This is a genomic window from Fictibacillus tiangongensis, from assembly GCF_048083785.1.
Classification (GTDB): domain Bacteria; phylum Bacillota; class Bacilli; order Bacillales; family Fictibacillaceae; genus Fictibacillus.
Genome location: NZ_CP182294.1, coordinates 3,373,145 through 3,387,641, shown reverse-complemented (window position 1 = coordinate 3,387,641; position 14,497 = coordinate 3,373,145). Strand labels below are relative to the sequence as shown.

The following is a 14,497-nucleotide window of genomic DNA, read 5'->3' as shown; positions in this document are numbered from 1 at the left end:
GAGGTGGTGATGCAGGTGTCTTTTGCTGCAGATACAAAAAAAGAATTAACGCAGCTTGAACTGAAAGATTGCTGTAAAAAAGCAGAGTTAGCTGCCTTGATTCGAATGAATGGTTCCATCTCTTTCAGCAACAGAAAATTGATTCTCGATATCCCAACTGAAAATGCTGCTATTGCAAGAAGAATCTATACGTTGATCAAACGTGTATATCCTTATCACGTAGAGCTATTAGTACGAAAAAAGATGCGCTTGAAAAAGAATAATGTCTACATTGTACGTGTTTCAGAAGAATCAAGAGCATTGTTGGAAGATTTGAAGATTATTGATGGAGCTTTTACGTTTACCCGCAACATCGCAGAGGAATTTAATAAGAAAAGCTGCTGCCGCCGTGCATACATGAGAGGTGCGTTCTTAGCAGGTGGGTCCGTAAACCACCCAGAGACAAGCTATCACTTAGAAATATTCTCGATGTATGAAGAGCATACGGTTGCATTAGCTGAACTGATGAACACCTTTGAACTTAAAGCAAAAGTTCTAGAACGTAAAAAAGGGTACATCATCTATTTAAAGGATGGCGAAAAGATTTCAGAGTTTCTTACTCTGATCGGCGCTCATCATGCTGTTTTGTTCTTTGAGGACATCAGAATATTAAAAGATATGCGTAACTCAGTAAACCGACTCGTGAACTGTGAGACAGCGAACCTTAACAAAACAGTAGGTGCTGCTATGAGACAGGTCGAGAACATCAAATTCATCGATGAACAGGTAGGGCTTGAAACACTTCCAGATAAGCTGCGCGAGATCGCGCAACTAAGGGTCACACATCAAGAGATTACCCTTAAAGAGCTAGGTGAGATGGTATCATCCGGCCCTGTAAGTAAATCAGGTGTTAATCACCGATTACGCAAGATAGATGAGATCGCAACGAAAATTAGAAACGGTCAACCCATCCATTGATGTTTATAGAGAGATAAGGTTAGAGGAGGTAAGGTAGAATGGTTGAAAAGAAAGTAACCGTGCAGTTGAAGAGCGGACTGCAAGCACGACCAGCAGCATTATTCGTACAAGAAGCAAACCGTTACACATCTGATGTATTTGTTGAGAAGGAAGGCAAGAAAGTGAACGCGAAGAGCATCATGGGGATCATGAGCTTAGCTTTAGGGTCTGGCAGTGAGCTTGTACTCGCTGTTGATGGCCCTGATGAGAACGAAGCTGTCGAAGCCCTAGCAGCTTTTGTTTCCAAAGCAGAATAATAGGGGTCTGACCCCACACAATTACAAACCGCTATTTTGTCCATATGGAAAGGACAAAATAGCGGTTTTTCAATTTTACAGGGTTGGCCACTATCGTTCTCTCAATATACTGTATAAGAGGAAAAGGGAGGCGATTACTTTGCATCATACAAGTTTTATGCATGACTGGTCGTTTGCCGCAGGATTAACGATTGTAAATATCCTTCTTACACTTTACCTGATAAGACCTCGAAGAAGTACGGCACGTTTGATCTTTTGGGTTCTGATGCTGATCTTTATATTTCTATATCCTTTGGCGTTAGCTGGATTTTCGCTGCTAGGTCCAGCAAGTTCAGGATTGTTCCTTGGCCTTGCGTTTATGATTACAATCATCTTCAGTCTCATTCTATTTTTTAGTGTGTGCTGGGTATGGGTGATTCGGCATTCGTTTTATCGATAAATAAATCTATAGAATCGATATCAAACAGCTTACTTTAAACTGCTGAGATCTCTCCTTAAATGAGAGTTGACAACATGTGGGTAACCCTATATATTAATCACTAATCAGGAGAATAGTAAGAGTTGAGATGAGTGGAGAAAAGAGAGCATAGTTTGAGCTGAGTTGAGAGTATTTTAATCCTCCGATTAAACCTCTTTCTTAGTTTATTTATGATGCAAACATCAGCCTCCGCTGTAAAAAGCGAGAGGTTTTTTATTTTTTGAAAGAGGTGGATTAAACATGTTTATGCCAAATGTAGAGGAAGTCATTTCTCTATCAAAAGAAAACTTTAATGTGATTCCAATCGGTTTTACTTACCTATCTGACCATGAAACGTGCATCTCTCAGTTTGAGAGAGTTCGTCATGAAGAACATGCTTTTTTGCTTGAAAGTGTTGAAGGCGGAGAGCGCTGGGCGAGGTACTCGTATATTGGCAGAAAGCCTTTCTTGGTGGTTTCGTCATCAGGAAAGAAAGTTAATATCACATTTATAAATGAAAAACAAACGATCCATAAGCAAGGTTCTCCGTTAGATATTGTGAAAGAGTATGTATCACGATACAAATCTCCTAAACACTCTTCTCTGCCTCCGTTCACAGGAGGCGCTGTTGGCTTTTTCGGCTATGATTTGATTCATACGTTTGAAAATGTGCCAAGGCCAAAATCTCCATCTGAACAAGAACATGAAATGGAATTTTTGTTTACAGATGAGGTCATCGTATTCGACCATCTTAAGCAAAAAACAACGATTGTGTGCAATCTGCACGTTTCTCCTGATGATAACGAAAAAACCTTACAAGAAAAATATGAACAAGTGTGCAACAGAATTCGGAGAACATATGAAGAGCTGCAGCAGCCTGTAAAAAAGAAAGCTGTTCCTTCAGAAACTCCACTAACGGAAATGAAAAAAAATGAAGTCCGTTCTTCACATACAAAAGATGAGTTTTGTTACATGGTGAAGCAAGCGAAGGAGTATATCAAAACCGGAGATGTTTTTCAGGTCGTATTATCACAGAGATTCGAACAAGAGACCGAAGCAGATCCTTTCGATGTGTATCGACTTCTTCGTTCCATGAACCCTTCACCGTATATGTATTATTACAAATCAAAGGATGCTTATATCGTTGGTGCGTCTCCAGAGCTTCTTGTAAAAGTGGATGATGGATGTGTGGAGAACCGACCGATCGCGGGAACACGTCCAAGAGGAAAGACGCTTCAGGAGGATCTAGCTTATGAACAGGACTTGCTTGCTGATGAAAAAGAACGAGCAGAGCATGTCATGCTTGTTGATCTCGGAAGAAACGATGTAGGCAGAGTGAGCGAGTACGGAACCGTAGAACTAGATTCATATATGGAGATCGAGCGTTATTCACATGTTATGCACATGGTGTCACACGTGAAAGGTAAATTACAAAAAGAGAAAGACTTCTTCGATGCGCTCCGATCTTGTATGCCGGCCGGAACCGTTTCAGGTGCACCAAAGGTTAGAGCCATGCAGATCATTTCTGAACTCGAACAACAATCGCGGGGCGTGTATGGTGGTGCCATCGGGTACTTAGGATTTAACGGCCAGATGGATTCTTGCATCGCGATTCGGACGATTGTGTTTCAGGATGGAAAAGCCTACGTTCAAGCAGGTGCTGGCGTCGTAGCGGATTCGGTTCCAGAGCGAGAGTACGAAGAAACGGTCAACAAAGCGAAAGCCATGCTGAAAGCAATCGAGGGGGGGACAGACCCCAGACAAATACAAACTCCCGTTTTGTCTATTCGGTAAGGACACTCACGTCAATTATAAGCAACACAAAGGGCCAGGAAGCCATCCTCCTCTGAGCAGATTGCTATTATCAAATGTTGAAAATGGATATACTGTCCCTTATATTCTTTTAAATGACGAACTTAAAGGGGCGAGTATAGATGAAAGCTTTAATGCTTGAAGATAAAAACATGTGGCGTGAGATGAAGGTTCAAGAAACTGAAAAACCTTCCCCAGGACCAGGTGAAGTTTTAATTCGTATCAAAGCTGCTGGCCTCAATCCTGTGGACTACAAGACTGCTACAAACGGCAATCCTGCCTGGAATTATCCTCACATTCTTGGTGTTGACGCAGCGGGGATTGTTGAAGAAGCAGGGGAAGGCGCAGCTGAATTCAAGCAGGGAGACCGTGTGTTCTTTCATGGGAATTTTATGAAAAATGGCGGCTTTGCTGAATATGCTGTGACAACCGCGCATTCTTTAGCTAGAATTCCTGATGAGCTATCTTTTGAAGAAGCAGCGGCTCTTCCTTGTGCAGGGATGACAGCATACCAAGCACTTTTTAGAAAAATGAACCTCCAGCAAGGTGAGACGATTCTGATTCACGGTGGTGCTGGTGGTGTCGGCGGATTTGCTATCCAGTTGGCTAAACAGATCGGAGCTACCATATTCACAACATGTTCTCCTGAAAATGAGGAGTACGTAAAAAGTCTTGGTGCCGATCACGTGATTTTTTATAAAACAGAAGACGTACATGCACGTGTTATGGAACTTACAGACGAAGTTGGAGTCGATGCTGTACTTGACACGGTTAGCCGCGAAAATGCAACTGAATCACTAAAAAGCATCGGATTTAATGGGCAAATAGCATTTATTGCAGGAAATCCTGATTATTCTGCAGTAAAACCTTTTAGTCAGGCTCTTTCTTTTCATGAGATCGCACTTGGTGCTGCGCATTTCTCGAATTCAGTAAAAGCTTTAAAGGATTTAGCAACAATGAATGAAGAATTAGCTCAGCTTGTCGTTGAAGGAAAGATCTCAGCTATTATTTCTGAAAAGATCTCACTTGAAGAAGTACCAGCTGGACTCATCAAACTTTCTGAAAGACATGTTAAAGGAAAGATTGTTGCTGTTTTATAAGCCACACAAAAAACTGGACTGCAGATTCTGCAGTCCAGTTTTTATATTGCCTTATTATTTTTTAATATCTGTGCTATCAACTGATGTGATCAGTTTATCAACCAATCCGTATTTAACCGCATCTTCTGCAAGCAAGAAGTTATCACGGTCTGTGTCGCGCTCGATGACTTCAAGCGGCTGGCCTGTTTTTTCAGAAAGGATCTTGTTCAGCTGTTCACGCATCTGGATGATACGGCGAGCGTGAATTTCGATATCACTTGCTTGACCACGTGTTCCTCCAAGAGGTTGGTGAATCATAACTTCAGAGTTTGGAAGCACATAACGTTTTCCTTTTTCCCCTGCTGCAAGTAAGAAGGCACCCATAGATGCTGCCATACCGATACAGATCGTGGAAACGTGTGGCTTGATGAAGTTCATCGTGTCATAGATCGCCATACCAGCTGTGATCGAACCACCTGGGCTGTTTATGTATAACGAGATGTCTTTATCAGGATCTTCTGCCGCTAAGAATAGAAGTTGTGCTACGATTGAGTTTGAAACATTATCGTCGATCGCACTACCAAGCATGATAATACGGTCTTTTAATAGACGGGAGTAGATATCGTAAGCGCGCTCCCCACGGTTCGTTTGTTCAATTACTGTTGGAATTAAGTTCATGGAAATCCTCCTTCTCCTTTTTCAAGTTAAACTGTACTGTCATCATACAAAAAAGGTCAAACAAGGTCAAACAATATGCTGTATGTAACTCATTTCGCCAGCAATGCTCAATATCCTTCTTACACCTTATGTATGGGCTATCATCATAATGCCCGCTTGAAGCAGGATTTTAAACCTCTAGATTAGAAAACAATACCCTTATTACAGAAATATAAGCGCTAGTTTTCGTTTTTAATTTCAATATAAGCGGTTTCTAGGTTGCGTATGCGTCGGACGATTTCACTGTTTTTGTTAAGATTGTCGTTGATCAGCGTGCCGACGATCGAACGGTAATACGCATTCATCGCATGTGTTTTCGTAAAAACATCTTTATTGCGTTCTATGTATTGCTGAAAGTTCTCTTTAAAATAAGGTACTGAAAATGCTTCGCTCACTTGGTGTTCCTCCTTCATTCGTAAAACCAATCATGAAAGGTTCATGTTCTTTATCTATCATAGCCTATCAATTGTGTATGCAAAAGTATTATAAAATTTCTATCCCTTGTTTTGACAATTGCATTTCAGCATGTTATAGTTAATTCAACCATTTACGTTGTGAATATCTTTTGGATTTAAAGCGGTCGTACTTTTTGAATAAGAAGTGGAACACTTAAAATCCACTTCAGAATTATTCAGATGAGTGCGCATTTTTTTATGCCTTTTTATTTACATAGTAAGTCGGTTAAAAGAGTTAAAACGCTTACATAGCGTTTGTAAGGAGGAAACACCCATGCAAAATGGTAAAGTAAAATGGTTCAACGCTGAGAAAGGTTTCGGCTTCATCGAAGTTGAAGGCGGAAACGACGTATTCGTTCACTTTTCTGCGATTCAATCAGAAGGCTTCAAGTCTCTTGAAGAAGGACAAGAAGTATCTTTCGAAATCGTTGATGGCGAGCGTGGACCACAAGCTGCTAACGTAACAAAACTTTAATAGTAAAGTTTAAAATGCCAGACTGCCTTCGGGCGGTGCTGGCATTTTTTTGTAGGCTGAGAATTCATGGTTCCCATGGGGAGGTTGAAGAGCTACTTGTCTTCCTCACAAATACATATTCGAGGGATTTGTATTTGTGTGGGGTCAGACCCCAAATTTTGTAGGATGTATAGCGCTTACATCTGTAGTATGATGAAGAAATAGGGGGGATCTAGAATGGAAATGGGTTTGTTTCAACAACAGAGCATGAACCTTGTCATGACAACTGAATTGCGTCAGGCCATCGCCATTTTACAAGTTCCCAGTTATGAACTGACTTCATATCTTCAAGAGCAGGCGTTAGAAAACCCGCTCATTGAAATTGCAGAACCAAAGGGCATGTTCACGACATTAAAGAAGAACGTACGAAAAAATGGAGTCAATGGCCGATCGGGTGGAGATCATCAGCCACTTGAGCATCTAATCATAGAAAAAGAAACTCTTTTTGATTATCTATATAAGCAATCGATCCTTCTACCGATTCAAGAGCAGGATCAAAAACTCTTTCAATATTTGCTGTTAAGTGTAGACGAAAGCGGGTACCTTACTGTCTCTGCTGAAGAAACGGCTGATCGATTTCATACGACGGTTGAAAAATGTGAAGAACTGATCGCTCTTCTTCAAACGTTAGAACCTGTTGGAATCGGGGCGCGGGATTTAAGGGAATGTCTGCTGCTTCAGCTTGAAGACCAGCATCTCCAACACACGTTAAGCTACATAATCGTCGATCAGTATCTTGATCAGCTTGCAGAGCGTAAGATGAAATGGCTCGCTACTCATCTGAATGTAACACCTCATGAAGTTGAAGAAGCAGCTGATTTTCTTCAAACCCTTGATCCTCGCCCAGGAGCAGCATACGCTCCTGCCAGCGATCAAGCTTATTTGTATCCAGATGTCTCTGTAACCGAAGAGAACGGAAAGTTTCACATTGCGGTGAACGAGCAGTACTCACCGATGTTAAAGCTGAACGAAAGCTATGGCACACTCTTGAACGAACGAAACGCAACATCGAAGTTTTTAGATGATTCGTTCCAAAAGTTTAATTGGTTAAAAAAGGCGCTAGAACAAAGAAAAGAAACGTTGCTTAACATAACGAAAGAAATCGTGAGAGTACAAGAGAAGTATTTTGTAACATTCAACCGATCGGATTTGATACCACTCACTTTAAAAGAAGTAGCAGATGAAATTGGTGTACATGAATCAACGGTAAGCCGTGCCGTCAAAAATAAAGTGCTTCAAACATCAAAAGGGGCTGTTGAACTAAAATCATTTTTCACAGCAAAAATCTTTACGCAAGATGGAGGAAGCGTTTCGGCAACCTCTGCTAAATCGGAGATTAAGAAACTGGTAGAGAGCGAAGATAAAACAAAACCTTTATCCGACCAGATGCTCGCCTCTCTCTTAGAAAAGAACAGCGGTCTCACGATATCCCGAAGGACGGTAGCAAAATACCGGGAAGAATTAAACATACCATCTTCTTCAAAACGGAAAAGGTATACCTCTTAAAACAAGGTCTTTTCCTCACGGAGAAGTCCTTTTTATTTGCCGCCTTGCTTTTTAAAAAGAGCGCAAGTTTACCTAGACTCTACAAGACGGGCGGTCAGTCCGAAATGTGGAAGGGGCTAGCCCCTGCCTCTAGGCAGGATGCTCACCGTCCACCATATGAAAAGCGAGCAATCTGGATCGGAAATCAACAACTCTCAAAAGCAACAGCGCATACATAACAGCATAATAAAAACCAAAGGAGCACTAAAGATGGGTGAAAAAAAAGTCATACTTTACACGAAAATACATTGTCCACTTTGTGATGAGGCGCATAAACTATTACAGAAGCTGCAGCAGGAGATTCCGTTTTCTCTAGAATTGATCGACATCTATCAAGATGATCTCCTTCTTGAAAAATACGGTCTGATGATTCCGGTTGTTGAATTTGACGGAAAAGAAGTCGACTTTGGAATTTTATCCGAAAGTAAAGTAAAGAAAGCGCTTACTAATTTTTAATAAGTAAAAGTTGTTGAAATGTAGGGAGACTATTTGATAATATAAACTTGCCAGAGAGAAATCTGACACTTTTATGACAAAAAGTGAAGGCTGGCACGTTTTAAAAGATCACTTTCAGGGTAATCTACAATAGGTAATATTGGGACTTGGGTTAAACCAAGTTATTTTCTTAAGTTAATGGGACAAAAAATGACTAACCGGGACATAAAAAGTCCAACTGGTTTATCATTAAACTTCCTTAAAAGCTTAATCGTTCATCTCATTGAATCAGGAGAATGTGCAATGAAAAAACTTATAGAGATACAGAAGAAGTTGCTGCCAGATCTTCTAGAAACGATGCGAAAGCGATACAACGTTTTAAATGTTGTAAGAATCCATGAACCTATTGGAAGAAGAAGTTTAGCATCAACCTTGAACCTGACAGAACGCGTACTGCGCTCTGAAGTTTCGTTTTTAAAAGATCAAGGACTTCTAAACATCCAGACCGCTGGCATGTCACTAACATCAGAGGGGCATGATATTTTAGTAGAGCTATCTGAGATGATGAAAGAATTGTCTGGTTTGCATGTTTTAGAATCGAAACTTAAGGATATGTTAAATCTGTCAGAAGTCATCGTAGTACCGGGTGACAGTGATCAAGATGTTTGGGTAAAAAATGATATGGGTAAAGCAGCAGCAGACCGATTGAAGCGTCAGCTGTCAGCAAAGAACATCATTGCTGTAACGGGTGGAACAACACTCGCATCAGTAGCAGAGATGATGACACCTATACAAAAGGGACAACAATTATTGTTCGTTCCTGCCCGAGGCGGACTTGGTGAGAAAGTTGAGAACCAAGCGAACACCATTTGTTCCACGATGGCTCAAAAAGCGAACGGGGAATACAGGCTGCTTCATCTGCCCGATCAGTTAAGCAAAGAAACGTATCTTTCTTTGATGGCTGAGCCTGGAGTTAAAGAAGTCATGGAGCTCATACACTCCGCTGGTATAGTGCTTCACGGGATTGGCGATGCTAAAACAATGGCAGTACGCCGAAACTCTAACCCATCGGTTTTACTAAAGCTGGAGGAAGAAAAAGCTGTTGCAGAAGCATTTGGCTATTACTTCGATCAGCAGGGTGAAGTGGTTCACCGCGTACGCACGATTGGCTTGCAGCTAGATGAGCTGCAGAATAGTGATTTCATCATGGCAGTAGCAGGCGGATCTTCTAAATCCGATGCGATTGCAGCATTCATGAAACACGGTCCGAAAAAGGTTTTAATCACGGACGAAGGAGCTGCCCGGCAACTATTGGGTAACTCATAGTTCTTTTCCATTTCGTTATTAAGGGGATTTCCCTTTATATAAAAAATAAATTCTCTCTTAAATCAAGGAGGTCATTTTACATGGCAACAAAAATTGGTATTAATGGTTTCGGTCGTATTGGCCGTAATGTATTCCGCGCAGCATTCAACAACCCTGAGGTAGAAGTTGTAGCTGTAAACGACTTAACAGATGCTGACACTCTTGCTTTCCTATTAAAGCATGACACAGTACACGGCAAATTCGCTGGTTCTGTTGAAGTTAAGGAAAATGCACTTATTGTAGATGGCAAAGAAATCAAAGTTTTAGCTGAGCGCGATCCAGCACAACTTGGCTGGGGAGACCTTGGTGTAGAAGTAGTTGTTGAATCTACTGGACGTTTCACTAAGCGTGCAGACGCTGCTAAACACTTAGAAGCTGGCGCTAAAGAAGTAATCATTTCTGCTCCTGCTTCTGATGAGGATATCACTGTAGTTCTTGGTGTTAACGAAGACAAGTACGATGCAGCTAGCCACGATGTTATCTCTAACGCATCTTGTACTACTAACTGTCTTGCACCATTCGCAAAAGTTCTTCACGAAAAATTCGGCGTGAAGCGCGGTATGATGACAACTGTTCACTCATACACAAACGATCAGCAAATTCTAGATCTTCCACATAAAGATCTTCGTCGTGCTCGTGCGGCAGCTGAGAACATCATTCCAACATCAACTGGTGCTGCTAAAGCAGTTTCTCTAGTGCTTCCTGAACTTAAAGGTAAGCTTAACGGTATGGCAATGCGTGTTCCAACTCCAAACGTATCTCTAGTTGACTTAGTTGTTGAACTTGACAAAGAAGTTACTGTTGACGAAGTAAACGCAGCACTTAAAGCTGAAGCTGAAGGTAACCTTAAAGGAATCCTTGGCTACTCTGAAGAGCCGCTTGTATCTACTGACTACAATGGCGACACTCACTCTTCTACAATCGATGCTCTTTCTACGATGGTTATGGAAGGAAACATGGTTAAAGTTGTATCTTGGTACGATAACGAAACTGGATACTCTAGCCGCGTTGTAGATTTAATTGACTATATCGCTAAAAAAGGACTTTAATAGATAGAGAAGAACAATAAGGAGGGGGAGAAGTCGTTTCAAACAGGCTTCTACTCCTCTTTCCCATGTAAAACCTGGGAGATTGCTGATTCTTTTAATCTTTTTACTAGTCAGGAGGCTGCATTACTTATGAACAAAAAAAGTGTTCGTGACATTGATCTAAAAGGCAAAGTCGTATTTTGCCGTGTTGATTTTAACGTACCTATGAAAGATGGAAACATTACGGATGAAACGCGTATCAACGCTGCTCTTCCTACCATCAAATACTTAACAGAGCAAGGCGCTAAAGTTCTTTTAGCAAGTCACTTGGGACGTCCAAAAGGACAAGTTGTTGAAGAACTTCGTCTAACTCCAGTGGCAGAACGTTTAAGCGAGCTTCTTGGAAAAGAAGTTGTAAAAACGGATGAAGCTTATGGAGAAGAAGTTGAAAAAGCAGTCGCTAACTTAGAAGAAAGCGCCGTGATCTTACTTGAGAACGTTCGTTTCTACCCAGGTGAAGAAAAGAATGATCCTGAATTAGCACAAAAGTTTGCTGCACTCGCTGATGTGTACGTAAACGATGCTTTCGGAGCAGCTCACAGAGCGCATGCTTCAACAGAAGGAATTGCAAAGCACCTTCCAGCCGTTTCAGGTTTGTTGATGGAAAAAGAACTTGAAGTGCTAGGAAAAGCTCTATCAAATCCTGACCGTCCTTTCACTGCTATCATCGGTGGTGCAAAAGTTAAGGATAAGATTGACGTAATCGACAATCTATTAGACAAAGTTGACAACCTGATCATCGGCGGTGGTTTAGGGTATACATTCATTAAGGCGCTTGGCCATGATGTAGGGAAGTCTCTTTTAGAAGAAGATAAGATTGAAACAGCTCGCGGTTTCATGGAAAAAGCGAAAGAAAAAGGCGTGAACTTCCTGATTGCTGAGGATGTTTTAGTAGCCGACGACTTCTCGAACGATGCTAACACGAAAGTAGTAGCGATCGATTCTATCCCATCTGACTGGGAAGGGCTTGATATCGGAACAAAAACGATCGAAAAGTACGTAAAGGTTATTAAAGAATCGAAGCTTGTAATATGGAACGGACCGATGGGTGTATTTGAGATCGACGCATTCGCAAACGGTACTCGTTCAGTAGCAAACGCACTAGCAGAAGCAACTGACACGTACAGCGTTATCGGTGGTGGAGATTCAGCTGCAGCTGTTGAGAAGTTTGGTCTTGCTGATAAAATGAGCCACATCTCAACAGGCGGCGGCGCTTCCCTTGAGTTCATGGAAGGTAAAGAGCTTCCAGGCGTAGTAGCTTTAAACGACAAGTAAGCTTTGGTGGGCGGTCGATTTCCGCTTCAGGTGCTTCGCTTTCCGCGGGGCAGGCGGTGAGCCACATTCGTACGTTTCACGTATAAGTGTCTCACCTGCCGGCCTGTCCCGCAGGAGTCTCACACCTTCCACTCCAATCAACTTGTCAAAGAAGTAAGTGGATAACCTTTAGCACTACCCTAAAAGAAACACTTTTAAGAGGTGAAAAGAATGCGTAAACCTATTATTGCAGGTAACTGGAAAATGAATAAAACGTTAACCGAAGCACGCAGTTTTGTAGAAGAAGTGAAAGGTCTTGTACCTTCAGCTGAAACTGTTGACTCTGTAATCTGTGCTCCTGCTCTGTTCCTTGACAGCTTAGCAGACGAGTCAGAAGGTACACCGCTTGCGATCGGTGCACAAAACATGCACTTTGAAGAGAGTGGTGCGTTCACAGGTGAAATCAGCCCTGTTATGCTAAAAGATCTAAACGTTCAATATGTTATTCTTGGACATTCTGAGCGTCGTGAACTTTTTGGTGAAACAGATGAGCTAGTTAACCAAAAGACACATGCTGCATTCAAACATGGTCTGACTCCAATCGTTTGTGTGGGTGAAACGCTTGAACAGCGTGAAGCAGACAAGACGAAGGATGTTGTTAAAGAACAGACTGAAAAAGGTTTATCTGGTCTAACAGATGAGCAAATGAAACAAACGGTTATCGCATACGAGCCAGTTTGGGCGATCGGAACAGGCAAAACAGCTTCTTCTGAAGACGCGAACGAAGTATGTGCTTACATCCGCAGTGTTGTAGCAGATCAATTCTCTCAAGATGTTGCAGATGCTGTTCGTATTCAATACGGCGGCAGTGTTAAACCTGACAACATTAAAGAATTAATGGATATGTCTGATATTGATGGCGCTTTGGTTGGCGGAGCTAGCCTTGAGCCAAAATCTTACCTTCAGCTTCTGGAGGGCGTTAGCCGATGAGTAAAAAACCAGTAGCTTTAATCATCTTAGACGGTTTTGCTTGCCGTAATGAAGACAAAGGTAATGCTGTTGCACAAGCGAAAAAGCCCAACTTTGACCGCTACTGGGAAACGTATCCGCACGCTCAACTAACAGCTAGTGGGGAAGCCGTTGGACTTCCTGAAGGTCAAATGGGTAACTCGGAAGTAGGTCACTTAAACATTGGTGCAGGACGTATCGTCTACCAAAGTTTGACACGCGTGAATCTATCGATCAAAGAAGGAGATTTTTACGAAAATCAAACGTTTATTGATGCGATGGATCATGTGAAAAAGACTGGCAAAGCACTTCATATCTTTGGATTGCTTTCTGATGGTGGTATTCACAGCCACATCGAACACATTCTTTCACTATTAGAACTAGCTAAAAAGCAGAACGTGGAAAAGGTATATCTGCACGGATTCTTGGACGGGCGTGATGTACCACCGCAATCAGCTAAAGGCTATATTCAAAGAACAGTGGACAAGATGAATGAACTCGGTGTTGGTGAGATCGCAACTCTTTCTGGTCGTTACTACTCCATGGACCGTGATAAGCGTTGGGACCGAGTTGAAAAATCATACCGCGCAATGGCTTATGGTGAAGGACCGGATTACAAAGATCCGTTTGAAGTTGTTGAAGATTCATACAGCAATGGTGTTCATGATGAATTCGTTCTTCCTTCTGTTTTAAAACAAGAAAACGGAGAGCCTGTTGCAACCGTTCAAGATGGAGATGCAGTTATCTTCTGTAACTTCCGTCCTGACCGTGCGATCCAAATCTCACAAGTGTTTACGAACGAAGATTTCCGTGGATTCGACCGCGGTGAAGCGTTCCCGAAAAACCTTCACTTCGTATGTTTGACACACTTCAGTGAGACGGTTGATGGAGATGTAGCATTCAAACCTACAAACCTAGACAACACGTTGGGTGAAGTTTTATCACAACAAAACTTTAAACAGCTTCGTATTGCTGAAACTGAAAAGTATCCACACGTAACGTTCTTCTTCAGTGGAGGACGTGAAGCAGAGTTTCCAGGTGAGACGCGTATCCTAATCGATTCGCCAAAAGTGGCAACGTACGACTTGAAGCCTGAGATGAGTGCTTATGAAGTAACGAATGCGCTTGTTGGAGAGATTGAAGCAGATAAGCACGATGCGATCATCTTAAACTTTGCCAACCCTGACATGGTAGGTCACTCAGGCATGCTTGAGCCTACGATTAAAGCAGTTGAAACAGTGGATGAGTGCTTAGGAAAAGTGGTCGATGCGATCCTTGCAAAAGGTGGCGCTGCGATCATTACTGCTGACCACGGTAATGCTGATGAAGTAATTACGATGGAAGGCAATCCGATGACGGCTCACACAACGAATCCTGTTCCTGTAATTGTGACACAAGAAGGATTAGAACTGCGTCAAGACGGAATCTTGGCCGATCTTGCACCAACGGTTTTAAACCTTATAGGTGGAGAGCAACCGAAAGAAATGACAGGTAAATCGTTAATCAAATAAGTTT

At 41.9% G+C, this 14,497-nt stretch carries 15 protein-coding genes; 13 read left to right on the top strand and 2 right to left on the bottom strand.

What is annotated here, in order from left to right:
• Window positions 1-15 precede the first annotated feature (15 nt).
• From whiA to ACNJYY_RS18010, 5 genes are all read left to right on the top strand, one after another.
• On the top strand, window positions 16-957 hold the full coding sequence (gene whiA, locus ACNJYY_RS18030; protein ID WP_066397610.1) for a DNA-binding protein WhiA: 942 nt from the start codon (window positions 16-18) through the stop codon (window positions 955-957).
• A 38-nt stretch (window positions 958-995) separates the two neighbouring features.
• Entirely contained in the window at window positions 996-1,253 is a 258-nt protein-coding gene (locus tag ACNJYY_RS18025) for an HPr family phosphocarrier protein (protein WP_416729509.1), read from the top strand.
• Between the two features lie 139 nt (window positions 1,254-1,392).
• The gene (locus ACNJYY_RS18020; protein WP_144698098.1) at window positions 1,393-1,692 is read left to right on the top strand and encodes a hypothetical protein; all 300 of its coding nucleotides are present in this window, start codon (window positions 1,393-1,395) and stop codon (window positions 1,690-1,692) included.
• A gap of 279 nt (window positions 1,693-1,971) precedes the next feature.
• Window positions 1,972-3,504, top strand: coding sequence for an anthranilate synthase component I (gene trpE / locus ACNJYY_RS18015; protein WP_416729508.1), 1,533 nt, complete (start codon window positions 1,972-1,974; stop codon window positions 3,502-3,504).
• Window positions 3,505-3,644: 140 nt separating this feature from the next.
• Window positions 3,645-4,622, top strand: coding sequence for a zinc-binding dehydrogenase (locus tag ACNJYY_RS18010; RefSeq protein ID WP_416729507.1), 978 nt, complete (start codon window positions 3,645-3,647; stop codon window positions 4,620-4,622).
• 54 nt (window positions 4,623-4,676) lie between these two features.
• Here ACNJYY_RS18010 and clpP read toward each other — a convergent pair whose 3' ends face one another.
• Window positions 4,677-5,279 (bottom strand): ATP-dependent Clp endopeptidase proteolytic subunit ClpP, encoded by a 603-nt coding sequence (gene clpP / locus ACNJYY_RS18005; protein ID WP_137791692.1) that lies wholly within the window; start codon window positions 5,277-5,279, stop codon window positions 4,677-4,679.
• Between the two features lie 218 nt (window positions 5,280-5,497).
• The gene (gene yvfG, locus ACNJYY_RS18000; RefSeq protein WP_066245683.1) at window positions 5,498-5,713 is read right to left on the bottom strand and encodes a protein YvfG; all 216 of its coding nucleotides are present in this window, start codon (window positions 5,711-5,713) and stop codon (window positions 5,498-5,500) included.
• Window positions 5,714-6,047: 334 nt separating this feature from the next.
• Here yvfG and cspD point away from each other — a divergent pair, with 334 nt between their 5' ends.
• The 8 genes from cspD (at window position 6,048) to gpmI (ending at window position 14,493) form a co-directional block, all read left to right on the top strand.
• Window positions 6,048-6,248, top strand: coding sequence for a cold-shock protein CspD (gene cspD / locus ACNJYY_RS17995; RefSeq protein WP_066245685.1), 201 nt, complete (start codon window positions 6,048-6,050; stop codon window positions 6,246-6,248).
• Between the two features lie 216 nt (window positions 6,249-6,464).
• Entirely contained in the window at window positions 6,465-7,793 is a 1,329-nt protein-coding gene (gene rpoN / locus ACNJYY_RS17990; RefSeq protein WP_416729506.1) for an RNA polymerase factor sigma-54, read from the top strand.
• Window positions 7,794-8,042: 249 nt separating this feature from the next.
• A complete protein-coding gene (locus tag ACNJYY_RS17985) occupies window positions 8,043-8,288 on the top strand; it encodes a glutaredoxin family protein (RefSeq protein ID WP_416729505.1) in 246 nt (81 codons plus the stop codon).
• A 282-nt stretch (window positions 8,289-8,570) separates the two neighbouring features.
• Window positions 8,571-9,593 carry a sugar-binding transcriptional regulator gene (locus ACNJYY_RS17980; RefSeq protein WP_416729504.1) on the top strand — a complete coding sequence of 341 codons (1,023 nt, stop codon included), beginning with the start codon at window positions 8,571-8,573 and terminating at the stop codon, window positions 9,591-9,593.
• An 80-nt stretch (window positions 9,594-9,673) separates the two neighbouring features.
• Window positions 9,674-10,681, top strand: coding sequence for a type I glyceraldehyde-3-phosphate dehydrogenase (gene gap / locus ACNJYY_RS17975; protein WP_416729503.1), 1,008 nt, complete (start codon window positions 9,674-9,676; stop codon window positions 10,679-10,681).
• A 129-nt stretch (window positions 10,682-10,810) separates the two neighbouring features.
• A complete protein-coding gene (locus tag ACNJYY_RS17970) occupies window positions 10,811-11,995 on the top strand; it encodes a phosphoglycerate kinase (protein ID WP_416729502.1) in 1,185 nt (394 codons plus the stop codon).
• A gap of 210 nt (window positions 11,996-12,205) precedes the next feature.
• On the top strand, window positions 12,206-12,964 hold the full coding sequence (gene tpiA / locus ACNJYY_RS17965; RefSeq protein WP_416729501.1) for a triose-phosphate isomerase: 759 nt from the start codon (window positions 12,206-12,208) through the stop codon (window positions 12,962-12,964).
• On the top strand, window positions 12,961-14,493 hold the full coding sequence (gene gpmI, locus ACNJYY_RS17960) for a 2,3-bisphosphoglycerate-independent phosphoglycerate mutase (RefSeq protein ID WP_416729500.1): 1,533 nt from the start codon (window positions 12,961-12,963) through the stop codon (window positions 14,491-14,493). The genes tpiA and gpmI overlap by 4 nt, the downstream gene beginning before the upstream one ends.
• Window positions 14,494-14,497 lie beyond the last annotated feature (4 nt).